This is a genomic window from Nonomuraea jabiensis (assembly GCF_014204795.1).
In the GTDB taxonomy this organism is placed as follows: Bacteria; Actinomycetota; Actinomycetes; order Streptosporangiales; family Streptosporangiaceae; genus Nonomuraea; species Nonomuraea jabiensis.
In genome coordinates this window covers 2779487-2794085 of record NZ_JACHMB010000001.1, presented here as the reverse complement: position 1 = coordinate 2794085, position 14599 = coordinate 2779487, and the positions used below count along the sequence as shown (strand labels likewise).

Here is a 14599-nt window from a genome sequence, read left to right as displayed (position 1 = left end):
AGTACGGGCATGGGAAGCCGCAGCGCGCCGGCCAAGGCGATCGCAATGGGCGCGTTGATGATCGTCGGATTGCTCAATCCGGCAGTGGGAAGCGACTTCCGCCTCGCGTCCGGCGCGCAGACCGGTACGGCTGCGGCCGCCTTGTCGCGGATAAATGTCCCTCCCCTTGGCACGCCCGTCGGCAAGCCCCTCAAAGGGCACACAGCCCGGGTGGAGGCGGTGGCGGTGGGCAAGCGCAGTGACGGCACTCCGGTCATCGTCTCCGCCGGCTACGACAAGACGGTGCGGATCTGGGACTTGGACACCGGAAAGGCCCTCGGCAAGCCCCTCAAAGGCCACAAGGGTGAGATCTACGATGTCGCCGTCGGCAGGCGCAGCGACGGGACCCCGGTCATCGTCTCCGGTGCCGCCGATGACATACGGATCTGGGACCTGAACACCGGAAAGCCGATCGGCAAGCCTCTCAAGGCTCGGAACGGGCTTGTCCATGCGGTGACGACCGGCAGGCGCGGCGATGGCACCCCGGTCATCATCTCCAGCGGAGACGCCCTGACCAGGGACGTCGAAATCTGGAACCTGGACACGGGGAAACTCATCGGCAAGCCGTCCGTCGACCCCTTCGCGTTCACGGTCACCCAACTGGTGACCGGCAGACGCAGCGACGGCACGCCTGTGTTCGTCACGGGCGCGACCAACGGCAGGGCGCGTATCTGGAACATGAACACGGGCAAGCCTCTCAGCAAATCTCTCAGCCGGTGCGGCACCTGCCTGGTGGAAGGGCTGGCCGTAGGCAAGCGGGGCGACGGCACTCCGGTGGCCGTCACCGTTGACATCCCGGGCTCTCCGGCCGAGGAGGGCAGCACTCCCAAGAGCTCGATCCGGATCTGGAACCTGGACACCGGCAAGCCCATCGGAGAATCCATCACCGCCCAGAGCGACACCATGGAGGTCGCGGTCGGGCAGCGAGGCGACGGCTCCCCGGTCATCGTTTCCGGTGACGGTGGCGGCCTGTCGGTGTGGGACCTGGATACGGGAGCTCGCGTCGGCGGGCCCTTCACCGGGGACACTCGCGCGATATTCGCGTTGGCGATCGGGAAACGCAGCGACGGCACCCCTGTCGCCATTTCGAGCGGCCTCGACAAGACCATCCGGGTGTGGAGCCTGGGCTCTTGAGGCTGCGCAGGCTGAGTGGCACCACGATGAAGGGCATGTGATGGATGGTCAGCGGTTCGCCGAGATCGCGCGTGCGGCGTTCGGGAAGGGGCGCCGGCTGGCTGGGGTCGAGCGGCTCCGGGGCGGGAGCAAGAAGGGCGTTTATCGGCTCTCGTTCGACGACGACGGGCCCGGTGCGATCGTCTATGTCTGGTCCCGGGAGGAGGACTTCTGGCCCGCCGCGGCGGACGCCGACCCGGAGACGCCGTTCGGCCACGCGTCCGGGCTGCGGTTTTTTGAGGCTGCCCATGGGCGGTTGAGGGGCCTCGGGGTGCGGGTGCCCGAGGTCTATCTCGTGGACCGGCCGGGCGACGTCGTGGTGGTCGAGGACGTGCGCGGCGGGACGCTGGAGGCGTTGCTGCGCGACGACCCGGGGCGGGCGGGCCGGGTGATGGATCGGCTGGCGCAGAGCCTTGAGGCCATGGGGCGGGAGCGGGCCCCGTGGGTGGGGAAGGTCGAGGGGACCCGGCGGCGATCGGCGGTCGAGGTCGTGCTGGAGCAGGCGCTGCGGGACCTGGACGAGGCGGCCGTACGGGTCGGGCGGATCGGCGCGGTCCGGGAGGACTTCGAGAGCGCGCTGCGGGAGATGGCCGCGGACGTGGAGCCCCGGGCCGATCACGGGCTCATCCAGGGGGAGCTCGGCCCTGATCACGTGCTGGTGGACGACCGCGACAGGCCGGTGCTGATCGACATCGAAGGCACGATGTTCTTCGACGTCGAGTGGGAGCACGTCTTCCTGCGGATCCGCTTCCACGAGCATTACGAGCGGCTGCGCGTCGACGGGCTGGACGAGGGCCGGATGAGGCTGTACGGGCTGGCCCAGCACCTGTCGCTCACCGCGGGGCCGCTCCGGCTGCTGGACGGCGATTTCCCGGAGCGGGAGTTCATGCTGGGGATCTCGAAGTTCCACAGCGGGCAGGCGCTCGAATTCCTCGCGAGAAGGTGATGAGTTCCGCGGGCGGCTCCCTGTACGGCCGGCGCCTCTACGAGAACACGTCCGCCTACTGGCCCACCGCCGACGAGCGGCCCGACGACCCGGTGCTGGAAACCCGGGCGTTCCCCTCGGGGATCGTTTACCTGCGCTACGAAGTCACGTAGCCTGACAAAAACCCTTAGGAAGGTTTCCTATCAATAATGCGCGCGCTGCCCGCCTTAGCGGCTCTGCTGCTGATCACCGCCTGCGGCCCCGCCCCGGTCCAGGAGGCCCCGGTCAACGCCGAGGACGTGATGTTCGTGCAGATGATGGTGCCGCACCACCGGCAGGGCATCGAGATCGCCAAGGTGGGGGCGGAGCGCGCCACCACGCCGGAGCTCAGGACGCTGGCCGCGGCCATCGCCAGCACGCAGCAGAGCGAGGTCGAGCGGATGCTGCGCTGGCTGCACTCCTGGGACCAGCCGCTCACGCCCCCGAACGGCGCGCACGACCACCACGGCGGCATGCCCGAGACCGACGTCAAGCGGATCCAGGCGCTGCGGAAGTCCAAGAACTTCGAGCACGACCTGCTCAACCTGCTCATCGCGCACCAGGACGACGCCGTGCAGATGGCCGCCGCCGAGGTGGCGGGCGGGGCGAATCCGGCCGTTCAGGAGTGGGCGGGGCAGGTGCGGACCTCGCGCAAGGGACAGGTCGAGATCATGATGAAGCTGCTGAAGCGCTGAGGAAGTCCCGGAGCGAGCGCTCGATGGGCGTAGACGCCTACACGAATAAGTGATTAGATCACTTGATATGTCCGAGGTAACGCGGCCGACGCTGTCCGACGCTCTGACCGAGCGCATGCTGGAGCTCATCCGTACGGGCGGGCACCGGCCCGGCGACAGGCTGCCCTCGACCAGGGAGCTCTCCCAGCGCTTCGCCGTCACCACCCCGACGCTGCGCGAAGCGCTCCGCAGGCTCGAGGCCACCGGGGCCATCGAGATGCGGCACGGCTCCGGCATCTACGTCGGAACCGACATCGAACGGGTCGTCCTGCCCAACCCCAACATGCGCGAGATGCACGCCGCCCAGCTCCTGGAGCTGCTCGGCGCGCGGATCGTGATCGAGCCGCCGCTGGCCGCGATGGCCGCGCACAACGCGGACCCCGAGGAGCTGGCTCCGCTCAAGCGGGTGCTCGAAGAGGCGGGCAGGCACCTGCGCGGCCACGACGCCCTCCTGCACGACGCGAACATGTCCTTCCACCGGGCGACGGCCCGGCTGGCCGGCAACAGCGTGCTGCACGAGGTCGTCGACTCGCTGCTGACCGTCCACGGGCCCGAGCAGCGGGAGATCCTGCAGATCTTCGACGACCGGCGCCGCGACTACGACGAGCACCTGGCGATCCTGGAGGCCATCGAGGCACGCGACGCGGCGCAGGCCGAGGAGCGCATGCGGGCCCACCTGGTGGACGTCAAGACGGTTATAGAGCACAGGTTGCAATCCCCCCTGATGTAAGACCCCCGAAGAAACAAGGAGGCCGGTCCATGTTCCGGTCACGTGTGGTCACGCTCGGCGTGGCGGCGCTCGTCCTGACCGCCTGCGGCGGAAACGGCGCCGAGACGCAGAAGAAGAGCGAGCTGACCCTGTACAACGACAAGGGCGCCTGGACGAAGTACTTCGACGAGATGGGCGCCCTGTCCAAGCAGAGCATCGGCCTGGGCATGAAGCCGACGGGATACACGGACTCGGCCCAATACCAGGCGTTCATCAAGGCGTCGTTCCGTACGAACGTCAAGCCTGACCTGTTCACCTGGCAGACCGGGGGGATGCTGGAAGAGATCGTCAAGCAGAAGCAGGTGGCCGACACCACGGACATCTGGCAGCAGGCGATCCAGTCCGGCGACCTGTCGAAGGACCTCGCGCCGTACTACACGATCGGCGGCAAGCAGTACTGCGTGCCGATGAACGTCGCGTACTGGGGCATGTTCTACAACAAAAAGATCTTCGACAAGTACGGCCTCACCGCGCCGAAGACGTGGGACGACCTGGTCAAGGTGGCCGACACGCTGAAGAAGAACGGCGTCAAGGCCTTCTACCACACCAGCGTGCTGTTCTCCTTCGTCTGGTTCGAGCAGCTCATGGCCGGCTCCGACCCCGACCTGTACGACCGCCTGGCCACCGGCCAGGCCAAGTACACCGACCCGGGCGTGGTCCAGGTGATGGAGAAGTGGAAGTCCCTCATCGACGCCGGATATTTCATCAACCCTGGCGATAAAACGGACCCGGGTGACGTGCTGAAGAACGGCAAGGCGGCGATGGTCTCCTTCGGCACCTGGTTCAACACCAGCATGACCCAGCGCAACATGAAGCCCGGCGAGGACTACGACTTCTTCGTCATCCCCAACGTCAACCCCTCGCTGCCCAAGACCTCGATGATCTTCGAGAGCGGCCCGCTCTGCTCGCTGACCAAGGGCGCCGACCCCGCCGCCAACCAGAAGTACCTCAAGTGGTGGACCACGGCAGAGGCGCAGGAGAAGTGGGCGTCCAGCAGGGGAGACGTGAGCGCCAACCCCAAGGTGAGCATCTCGGACAAGGCACTCGGCACCGTCACGAAGGACGCGGGCAGCGGCCAGTACCGCCTGGTCAACCGCTACTTCGAGGCCACGCCGCCGCCGGTCCTGACGGCCGCGCTGGATGGGTTCGGCAAGTTCGTGACGGAGCCCGGCAGCTACAAGGAGGTCCTGGACACCATCCAGAAGGCGGCTGACGAGTACTGGAGCACCCATCAGTGAGCGGGGGAAGGCGGCGGCATCGAGGGCGACCGAGCCCGCCTCACGGAGTGAGGCCATGAGCAGGCGGGCACCCATACTTGGGCGGTTCGGTTACGGGTACGTGGCGCCCGCGGTCCTGCTGGTCGCGGGGCTGCTCTACGCGCCGTTCCTGTGGACGGCCTACCTCAGCTTCACCCGCTATGACGGCCTGGAGCCGGCCCAGTGGATCGGCGCGCACAACTTCGGCAAGCTGCTCGACGACCCGGCCCTGCTCACCTCGATCCGCAACACGCTGCTCTGGGTCGTCGGCACCATGGTGCTGCCCGTCGGGCTCGGCCTGCTGGTCGCGGTGCTGTCGTACGACATCAAGGGCGGTGTGTGGTTCCGGGTGCCGTTCCTGCTGCCGTACGCGCTGAGCGGCGCCGGCCTGGCCATGGTGTGGAGCCCGATCCTGTCGCACGACGGCATCGCCAACCAGCTGCTCGGCGTGGACACCGCGTTCCTGCAGGAGGCGCCGGTCAACACGCTGGCGATGCTGCTGGTCTGGACGTGGCAGCAGCTCGGCGTCAACATGCTGCTGTTCGTGGTGGGGCTGCAGTCGATCCCGAAGGAGCCGATCGAGGCCGCCCGGCTCGACGGGGCCGGCGGGTGGCGGCTGTTCAGGTACGTCATCTGGCCGCTCATGAGGCCGCTGACGGCGGTCGTGGTCGGGCTGGCGCTGGTGGCCAGCCTGAAGACGTTCGACATCGTGTGGGTGCTGACGCAGGGCGGCCCGGGGCGCAACTCCGAGACGCTGGCGGTGACCATGTACAAGGAGACGTTCGTGGCCAGCGACTACGGCTACGGCTCGGCCGTGGCGGTGATGCTGACCGTCGTCACCGGGCTGGCGTCCTACCTCTACCTCAAGCGGCAGGTGACCCAGTGATCCGGCGTGCCGTCCTGGTGGTGCTCGGGCTGGTCTGGCTCGGGCCGACGTACCTGCTGCTCGTGAACGCCGCGCGACCGGCCGCCTCGTACGACCCGGGCCGGGCGTGGGCACCCTCGTCCGACTTCGCGCTGTTCGAGAACTTCGCGCGGGCGCTCGACAGCGCCAACCTGACGCAGAGCCTGGCCAGTACCGCGCTCTACGCCGTCGTCTCGCCCCTGCTCGGGGTGCTCATCGGGGCGCTGGCCGGGTACACGATCGTGGTGCTGCGGCTCCGGCACGGGTTCTTCTGGTTCATCCTGATCTTCGGCGGCACGGTCTTCCCCTCGCAGATGCTGCTGGTGCCGCTGTTCGTCGGCTACAGCGACGCCGGCCTCTACGACAGCCGCCTCGGCATGATCCTCGTCTACACGGCGATCAGCGTGCCGCTCGCCGCCTTCGTGCTGCGCAACTTCTACACTGGCGTAGCGTTCTCGATCTTCGAGGCGGCCAGGATGGACGGCGCCTCCACCTGGCGCATCTTCTGGGGCATCTACCTGCCGATCTCGTTCAGCGCGCTGACGGCGGTGTTCATCCTGGAGTTCACCTTCGTCTGGAACGACCTCATCTTCGGTCTGACCCTGACCCAGACCGAGGACGTGCGGCCGGTGATGACCGCCATCGCCGGCCTCATGACCGACGTGTACGCCGGGACGCCCGTGCCCGTGGGCCTGGCCGCGGGGCTCGTGGTCTCGCTGCCGACCGTCGTGCTGTTCCTCGCCACCCAGCGCCTCTTCGCCAGGGGCCTGTCTCTAGGGAGTGTTTGATGACGAGCCGGTTGCTCCAGCGGAGCCTGGGCAGTCCCGACTATGACGGGATCAGGCAGGCGCTGCGCGACGACACCTCGACACCGGTGATCAGCGTGCGCGGGCTGGAGGTTCGGGTCGCGGTGCTGCCGCTGTTCACCCATGACGGCCGGCAGGCGGTCAGGGTGTCGAGCACCGAGCCGCTGACGCACGTGCTGGTGGGCGTGGACAGCGCGTCGGGTGACGACGTGACGCTGCTGGTGCCCGAGGTGGACGCGCCGCGCGTGCTCACGCTGGAGTGCCGCGACGACGCGGGGGTGGTCGGCACCGCGCAGGTGACGGTGACCCCGCAGCGCAAGTGGAGCGTGTTCGTCGTCCACCACTCGCACCTGGACATCGGCTACACCGACCCGCAGGGCACCGTGCTCCGCCACCACCTCGACTACCTGGACGCGGCGCTGCGGCTGGCCGAGGAGACCGCGTCCTGGCCGGACGACGCGAAGTTCCGCTGGACGGTCGAGTCGTCGATGCCGGCGCTGAAGTGGCTGGCCGCGCGGCCCGCCGACATGGTGGAGTCCTTCGCGCGCAAGGCCCGCGAGGGCGTGATCGAGGTGACCGCGCTGCCGTTCCAGCTCCACACGGAGGCGTGCTCGACCGAGGAGCTGCACCGCCAGCTCCGCTTCACCACCCAGCTGGAGCAGAAGTACGGCTTCGCCACCAGGTCCGCCATGCACACCGACGTGCCGGGCGCGGTCGTCGGCCTGGTGGACGCGCTGCACTCGCACGGCGTGCGTTACCTGGCCGCGGCGCACAACTGGGCCGGTCGCTCCGTGCCCTACCTGCACGGCGGCGACAAGCTGACCAGGCCGTTCCGCTGGCGGGCGCCGAGCGGCAACGAGATCATCGTCTGGTTCACGGACACGCCGCACGGCATGGCGTACATGGAGGGCAACACGGTCGGCCTGACCGACTCCTACGAGCTGGCCGACGACCTGCTGCCGCGTTACCTGTCGGCGCTGGCCACGCGGGGGTATCCGTACGGGCCGGGGACGTTCGGCTGGCAGGGGCCGGACGCGCCGAAGGAGCCGTACGAGCTGGACGTGCTGCACCTGCGGGTGCAGGGCGCACACGCAGACAACGCCGGCCCGTCGATCGTGCCCGCGTCGATCGCGCGCCGGTGGAACGAGGAGTGGGCCTACCCGCGCCTGCGCTCGGCCGTGAACAGCGACTTCTTCCAGCACGTCGAGGAGCGCTACCACGACCGGCTGGCCGTGCACGAGGGCGACTGGACCGACTGGTGGGCCGACGGGCTCGGCTCGGGCGCGCGCCCGCTCGGCTACGTGCGCCGGGCGCAGTCGGCCCTGCGGGTCGCCGAGACGCTGCACACGCTGGCCGGGGTGGACGCGACCGAGCAGGTGGACGCGGCCTACGACAAGGTCGCCCTGTTCAACGAGCACACCTGGGGCGCGGCCAACCCGTGGGAGGACGCCGAGGAGGCGGGCGACTCGGGCGGCCTGCAGTGGACGCGCAAGTCCTCCGGCGCCTACGACGCCCAGGACGACGCGGCCGATCTGCTGCACGCCGCCGTCCGCAGGTTCGGCGCCGCGCTGTCGGAAGCGGGCACCGAGGGTGGCGCGCTGGCCTCGTTCGCCGTCTTCAACCCCGGCACCTGGACGCGGACCGACGTGGTCCGCGCGTTCCTGCCGAGGGACGTGGTGGGCGTGGACGTGCCGATCGCGCTGGTGGACTCGCGGACCGGGGAGACGCTCCCGCACCACGAGGAGCTGGTGCATCCGGACGACTGGCCGACCCGGCCCATCGGGCGGCACGTCCACGCGGTCGTCCCCGGCGTGCCCGGCTACAGCTACGCCCGCCTCGACGTCGTGCCCGGCGTGAACCAGGCCCCCGAGCCGGTCGAGCTGGACCTGAGCGGGGTGATCGAGAACGAGTTCTACCGGGTGGCCTACGACGTCCGCGAGGGCTACGTCGGCTCGATCTTCGACAAGCGGGCAGGCCGCGAGCTGGTCAACGGCGACGCGGCGGCCGGCTTCGGCCAGTACGTCTACGACCAGTACGCCACCGCCCCGCATTTCAACCATCTGTCGGGGCACGTCGGAGCGCACGACCGCACGCTCCTCGGTGACCGGGCCATCGGCAAGGGCGCCACGATCACCAAGGCCCAGCGCACGGCCGTCGGCGAGAAGCTGGTCGTGGAGCTGCACGGCAAGGGTGTCGACTGGATCCGCACGACGATCGAGCTGCACGCCGGCGTGCCCAGGGTCGACCTGACCTACCAGCTCGCCAAGCAGGGCACCCCCGCCAAGGAGGCCGTCTTCCTGGCCTTCCCGTTCGCCACCGGACCGGCCACCGCCTGGGAGCTGACCGGCGGCGTGGGCGGCCCCGGCGTGCCGCGCGTGCCGGGCTCGGCCGAATACATGCTGCCGATCAGGCACTGGATCGCGTTCGAGGACCCCGAGCTGACCGTCGCCTGGGCCACGCTGGAGGCGCCGCTGGTGCAGCTCGGCACCATCCACATGCCGTACGCGCCCTTCCCGCCGACCCTCGACCAGGAGGACGGCACGGTCTACTCGTGGGCGCTCAACAACATCTGGGACACCAACTTCCCGGCCCAGCAGCAGGGCGAGACCACGTTCCGCTACGCCGTGAGCTCGGAGGTGGGAGCCCGCGGGCGGCGGCTCGGCGCCGCGGCGGCCTCCGGGTTGACCGAGCCGTTCGTCGGCGCGCTCATCACCGACAGCCCCGACGTCACCGAGACGTACGTGTCCGTCGACCACCCGGACGTGCTCGTCACGTCCCTCGGGCGGGCGGGCGACGAGCGTGTGGTGCGGCTGCAGTCGCTGGCCGCCGAGCCGGTCGAGGTGACGGTCGGCCTGCCGGGCCTGCGCTCGGCTCGCGGGCTGGACGTAGTGGACGAGACGGTCAAGGTACGGCTGCCCGCCTGCGGGGTGGCCGTTGTTTGGGGGACGTGTTCGTGAAGATCGTTGACATCCGGGCCACGACGGTCGCGGTCCCGCTGGAGGCGCCGCTGCGGCACAGCAACGGCGCCCACTGGGGCCGGTTCGTGCGCACGATCGTCGAGGTCGAGGCCGACAACGGGCTGGTCGGGCTGGGTGAGATGGGAGGCGGGGGCGAGAGCGCGGAAGCGGCGTTCCGGGCGCTCGTGCCGTACCTGAAGGACCATGATCCCTTCCAGCTCGAGGCGCTGCGCTTCAAGATCGCCAACCCGACGGCCTCGCTCTACAACAACAGGACGCAGCTGCTCGCGGCCATCGAGTTCGCCTGCATCGACCTCATCGGGCAGCACCTGGGCGTGCCCGCGTACGACCTGCTCGGCGGGCGGATCCGCGACGCCGTGCCGTTCGCCTCGTACCTGTTCTTCCGGTACGCGGCCGAGGGGTACGGCGAGATCCGCACGCCCGACCAGCTCGTCGAGCACACCAAGCACCTCAAGGCCGACCACGGGTTCACCGTGCACAAGCTCAAGGGCGGCGTGTTCCCGCCGGACCACGAGCTGGAGTGCTACCGGGCGCTGGCCGAGGCGTTCCCCGAGGACCGGCTCAGGTACGACCCGAACGCCGTGCTGTCGGTGGCCGAGGGGCTGCGCTTCGGCCGGGCCATCGAGGGGCTGAACAACGACTACCTGGAGGACCCGGTCTGGGGGCTCGAAGGGCTCAGGACCATCCGCGAGCAGGTGAGGGTGCCGCTGGCGACGAACACCGTCGTCGTCAACTTCGAGCAGCTCGCCTCCAACGTCATGCGCAGGGCCGCCGACGTGGTGCTGCTGGACACGACGTTCTGGGGCGGCATCAGGCCGTGCGTGAAGGCGGCGGGGGTGTGCGAGACCTTCCAGCTCGGGGTGGCCGTGCACTCCTCGGGCGAGCTGGGCATCCAGCTGGCGACCATGCTGCACCTCGGCGCCGTGCTGCCGAACCTCACCTACGCCGCCGACGCCCACTACCACCAGCTCAGGGACGACGTGATCGAGGGCGGGAAGCTGGCGTACTCGGAGGGCGCCATCGCGGTGCCGTCCGGCCCTGGGCTGGGGGTGCGCCTGGATCCCGAGCGGGTCGCCCGTTATGCCGAGTACTACCGGGAGAGGGGCGGCTACCCGTACGACCGCGACCCCGGGCGGCCCGGCTGGTACGCCACTGTGCCGAACGAACGGTTCGCCGACCCCACCGTGTCCCTGGATATAGCTCCATAATTGGGCGATATGTCGGAAGAAACCCGGCCGGCCCCGCCGGCTGACAATCTCGTCACCACCTCGCACACGCTGCCGTCCGGGCAGGCGTACACCGCCACCACCGGCACCATGGTGCTGCGCGAGGAGGTGATCGACGACGGCAGGTTCGGGGGGCTGCGGCCCAAGGCCGAGATGTTCGTCACCTCGTACACGCTCGACGGGGCCGAGCCGCTGAGCAGGCCGGTCACGTTCGCGTTCAACGGCGGTCCTGGATCGTCGAGCGTGTGGCTGCACCTGGGCGTGCTCGGGCCGCGCCGGGTCGTGATGGGGGACGCGGGCGCGCTCCTGCCTCCCCCTTACGGGCTGGCCGACAACGAGGAGAGCCTGCTGAGCGTGAGCGACCTGGTCTTCATCGACCCGGTCTCGACCGGCTACTCGCGGGCGGCCGAGGGCGAGAAGCCGGAGCCGTACCACGGCTTCACCGGCGACATCGAGTCCGTCGGGGAGATCATCCGGTTGTGGACCACCAGGAACGGGCGGTGGATGTCGCCGAAGTTCCTGGCGGGGGAGTCGTACGGGACGGTCAGGGCGGCCGGGCTGGCCGACCACCTGCAGTCGCGCTATGGCATGTACCTCAACGGCGTGATGCTGATCTCCTCGGTGCTCGACTTCATCACCGGGGACTTCAACCAGGGCAACGACCTGTCCTACGCCCTCTATTTGCCGACTTATGCCGCTATTGCGCACTATCACGGGCTGCATGGCGACCGGCCGCTGGCCGACGTGCTGCGCGAGGCCGAGGCGTACGCCGAGCGCGACTACCCGTGGGCGCTGGCCCGCGGCAACCGCCTCACCGCCGAGGAGCGCTCGGCCGCCGTCTCCACGGTCGCCGCGCTGACCGGGCTGAGCGAGGACTACGTCGACCGGGTGGACCTGCGGATCGAGCACATCAGGTTCTTCACCGAGGTGCTGCGCTCGCGCCGCCAGACCGTCGGCCGCCTCGACGGCCGGTTCACCGGCTGGGACCCCGACTCGGGGCGCGAGCACTTCTCCTCCGACCCCAGCATGAACGCGATCATGGGCCCCTACAGCGCCGCGCTCAACCACTACCTGCGCGCCGAGCTGGGCTACGCCAACGACCTGCCGTACGAGGTGCTCACCTCGCGGGTGCACCCGTGGTCGTTCAAGGAGTTCGAGGGCGCCCACGTCGCGGTGGTCGACAAGCTGGCCGGCGCGATGCGGGCCAACCCGCACCTGCGCGTGCACGTGGCCTGCGGCTACCACGACGGCGCGACGCCGTACTACGCCGCCGAGCACGCGTTCGCGCACCTGCCCGTGCCCGCGGAGCTGGCCGCCAACGTCGAGTTCAGGTACTACGAGGCCGGCCACATGATGTACGTCCACGAGCCGAGCAGGCTGCGGCAGTCAGCGGACCTGGCCGCCTTCGTGCTCGGTCAGCAGGGCTGAGGCCCGGGCCAGGCGCTGTTTGAGGTTGTCGCGGAGCGCGGCGAAGCGGTCGGGGTTGTCCCGGACGACCGCCCGCTGGAGCTCCGCGTCGGCCGAGAACCAGGCCGCCACCAGGCCCGACGACCACTTGCACGTCGTGTCGGCGGTCGCGGTCTGCTTCTCTTCCTCGCTGACGTCCGGCTTGTCCAGGTCCCAGCGGCTGTCGGCGATGGCGGCCTCGGGAGCCGGGTACGAGTGGCCCGCCTGGCCCATGCACGTCTCCCAGCGCTTGGCCGCCGCCGTCACGGACGGATCCTTGGCGGCCTGCTCCAGCGTGAGCGAGTCCTGCAGGGCCAGCCATGGCCAGTCGGCCTTAGCCGAGCCCTTGTCCAGGGTGAGCGTGGCCCGGTCCAGGCAGCCGCGGTCGGCGGCGGTGCCGTACAGGCGGTGCCGGGCGGGTTTGGGGAGCTTGCCGGCCCAGGCGCCCGTGGTGTCGGGCGAGGGCGGCCGGGCGAGGTGGTAGCCGTACGTCTTGGCCGCCTCGACGTCGGCGACCCCGTAACGGCGGGAGTTGCCGGGGTCCACCGCGGCGATGGCGGCGGCGTCCTCCGCGGGTGGGTCGATCGTGATGCCCTGCTTGCGCATGCACTGCACGACGAGTTGGTTGTGGGCGTTGCCCAGGACGGCCCGCTGCTCGGGAGTGATCTTGTAGGCGTCGAACGGCAGCACCAGCTCCGACACCGAGGAGACGCCTTTCACCGGCGCCCGCGGCGCGGGCTCGTCGGCGGCGCAGGCCGTGACCGTGGTCAGCAGCAGTGCGCCCGCGAGGAGTCCGCGGCAGCCGGTTTCCGGCGGCCAAGCCCGGAAACCGGCACTCCCGTTACTGCTCAGCGGCACCAGATGTCGAGCGCGCTGGCGCGGTCGTCGTCGATGGCGTTGTTCGCCAGGAAGCCGTCGTTCGAGTTGTTCATGAACGTGCTGTGGGCTCCCGTGAAGCCCGGGTGCTGCCAGAGCGTGGCGCTGCAGCCGATGCGGTTCCTGACGGAGCTGGTGTCGTTGTCCATGCTCTCCCAGGAGTTGCTGAAGTCCCAGTTCAGCCAGTTGTTGTCGGAGAAGTCCGAGTCGTCCTGCATGAAGTCGCGCCAGTGGTCGGCCTGACCGCGGTTGTAGTCGAAGTCGGCGTACAGGCAGACGCGACCGCCGTAGCAGGTCGAGCGGGGGCTGGCCACCGCTGCGGTGGCGGGCACGACCGCGGACAGAATCGCGACCGCGGCGGCGATGCCGGCGGCCTTTCTCGATAGCCTCACAGGTCTCTCCTCGATCGGTGAGTCGTTTCGACCTCGTAACCTAGCGTGCAAGATCGATTGCGGGCCGCTATGACCCGCCGCACGATCAAGGGCTGCGCGCCCGGATCGGGTCGCGTGCCCGGCACGCCGAGGACCACTGGTATCAGTGGGACGACCTGCGAGTTCGTCGCGTTGACGCAACACTTGCCAGCTTTGGTGCGCCTCCAGGGGAACCTGTGGGTTATTCGGGAAGGGCGGCCGGATTCTGCGCGAGCAGGCCGCCGTCCACCCGGTGCTCGGCCCCGGTGATGAACGACGAGCGCGGCCCCGCCAGGAACGCCACCAGCTCGGCCACCTCCTCGGGCCGGCCCACGCGGCCCAGCGGGTGCGAGCGGCCCCACTGCGCGATCTGCTCCTCCTGCGACAGGTCGCCCCGCCACAGGTCGGCCGCCCAGCGCAGCATCGGGGTGTCGACCGAGCCCGGGCAGACCACGTTCACCCTGATGCCGTCGGCGGCGTGGTCGAGCGCCATGGCCCTGGTCAGGCCGTTGAGCGCCGCCTTGCTCGCGGTGTAGGCGGCCACCTGCGCCTGCGAGGAGAACGCCTGTACCGAAGACATGATCACGATCGAGCCGCCGCCGCGGGCCCTCAGCCTGGGGACGGCCGCCTTGCAGGTGAGGTAGACGCCCTTGAGGTTGATGTCGAGGACCTCGTCCCAGACCTCCTCCGGGGTGTCCTCGACCGTGCCGTAGCGCTGCACGCCCGCGCAGGTGACGACGATGTCGAGCCCGCCGTACCTGGTCACGGCCAGGTCCACCAGGTCGCGCATCTCGCCGGCCCGGCGCACGTCGGCGACCACGCCGGTGACACTTTCGGTATCGAGCACCGCGTCCTTGTCGACCCCGCAGAACACCACGGACGCCCCGCCGTCGGCCAGCCGGTCCACCACGGCCCGCCCGATGCCCATCGAACCGCCCGTGACCAGCGCCACTTTCCCCTTGAACTCGCTCATGCGCCCTCCTTCGTCGGGCGCATGAGCGATTCGCTACTGTGTTTG

At 69.6% G+C, this 14599-nt stretch carries 14 protein-coding genes; 11 read left to right on the top strand and 3 right to left on the bottom strand.

Annotated features, from left to right (window positions below; all coding sequences use genetic code 11):
* The first annotated feature begins 9 nt into the window (after positions 1-9).
* From HD596_RS12195 to HD596_RS12145, 11 genes are all read left to right on the top strand, one after another.
* On the top strand, positions 10-1173 hold the full coding sequence (locus HD596_RS12195) for a WD40 repeat domain-containing protein (RefSeq protein ID WP_185069368.1): 1164 nt from the start codon (positions 10-12) through the stop codon (positions 1171-1173).
* 40 nt (positions 1174-1213) lie between these two features.
* Positions 1214-2158, top strand: coding sequence for a phosphotransferase family protein (locus HD596_RS12190; protein ID WP_185069367.1), 945 nt, complete (start codon positions 1214-1216; stop codon positions 2156-2158).
* The gene (locus tag HD596_RS12185) at positions 2158-2310 is read left to right on the top strand and encodes a hypothetical protein (protein ID WP_185069366.1); all 153 of its coding nucleotides are present in this window, start codon (positions 2158-2160) and stop codon (positions 2308-2310) included. Before HD596_RS12190 ends, HD596_RS12185 begins: the two co-directional genes overlap by 1 nt.
* A 36-nt stretch (positions 2311-2346) precedes the next feature.
* Positions 2347-2871 (top strand): DUF305 domain-containing protein, encoded by a 525-nt coding sequence (locus HD596_RS12180; protein WP_185069365.1) that lies wholly within the window; start codon positions 2347-2349, stop codon positions 2869-2871.
* A 67-nt stretch (positions 2872-2938) separates the two neighbouring features.
* A complete protein-coding gene (locus HD596_RS12175) occupies positions 2939-3640 on the top strand; it encodes a FadR/GntR family transcriptional regulator (RefSeq protein ID WP_185069364.1) in 702 nt (233 codons plus the stop codon).
* Between the two features lie 29 nt (positions 3641-3669).
* The gene (locus tag HD596_RS12170) at positions 3670-4917 is read left to right on the top strand and encodes an ABC transporter substrate-binding protein (RefSeq protein ID WP_185069363.1); all 1248 of its coding nucleotides are present in this window, start codon (positions 3670-3672) and stop codon (positions 4915-4917) included.
* Between the two features lie 55 nt (positions 4918-4972).
* Positions 4973-5821 carry a carbohydrate ABC transporter permease gene (locus HD596_RS12165; RefSeq protein WP_185069362.1) on the top strand — a complete coding sequence of 283 codons (849 nt, stop codon included), beginning with the start codon at positions 4973-4975 and terminating at the stop codon, positions 5819-5821.
* Complete coding sequence (locus HD596_RS12160) at positions 5818-6627, top strand: carbohydrate ABC transporter permease (RefSeq protein WP_185069361.1); 810 nt, start codon at positions 5818-5820, stop codon at positions 6625-6627. Before HD596_RS12165 ends, HD596_RS12160 begins: the two co-directional genes overlap by 4 nt.
* Positions 6627-9602 carry a glycoside hydrolase family 38 N-terminal domain-containing protein gene (locus HD596_RS12155; protein WP_185069360.1) on the top strand — a complete coding sequence of 992 codons (2976 nt, stop codon included), beginning with the start codon at positions 6627-6629 and terminating at the stop codon, positions 9600-9602. Before HD596_RS12160 ends, HD596_RS12155 begins: the two co-directional genes overlap by 1 nt.
* Positions 9599-10831, top strand: coding sequence for an enolase C-terminal domain-like protein (locus tag HD596_RS12150; protein ID WP_185069359.1), 1233 nt, complete (start codon positions 9599-9601; stop codon positions 10829-10831). The genes HD596_RS12155 and HD596_RS12150 overlap by 4 nt, the downstream gene beginning before the upstream one ends.
* Positions 10832-10840: 9 nt before the next feature.
* A complete protein-coding gene (locus tag HD596_RS12145; protein ID WP_185069358.1) occupies positions 10841-12277 on the top strand; it encodes a S10 family peptidase in 1437 nt (478 codons plus the stop codon).
* Here HD596_RS12145 and HD596_RS12140 read toward each other — a convergent pair.
* The 3 genes from HD596_RS12140 to HD596_RS12130 form a co-directional block, all read right to left on the bottom strand.
* Positions 12236-13153, bottom strand: a complete 918-nt coding sequence (locus HD596_RS12140; RefSeq protein WP_185069357.1) for a hypothetical protein — start codon at positions 13151-13153, stop codon at positions 12236-12238. The two genes, HD596_RS12145 and HD596_RS12140, sit on opposite strands and share 42 nt — an antisense overlap.
* Positions 13144-13563: a peptidase inhibitor family I36 protein gene (locus HD596_RS12135; protein WP_185069356.1), complete on the bottom strand. Its 420-nt coding sequence runs from the start codon at positions 13561-13563 to the stop codon at positions 13144-13146. The genes HD596_RS12140 and HD596_RS12135 overlap by 10 nt, the downstream gene beginning before the upstream one ends.
* 220 nt (positions 13564-13783) lie before the next feature.
* Positions 13784-14554, bottom strand: a complete 771-nt coding sequence (locus HD596_RS12130; protein ID WP_185069355.1) for an SDR family NAD(P)-dependent oxidoreductase — start codon at positions 14552-14554, stop codon at positions 13784-13786.
* Between the last annotated feature and the right edge of the window lie 45 nt (positions 14555-14599).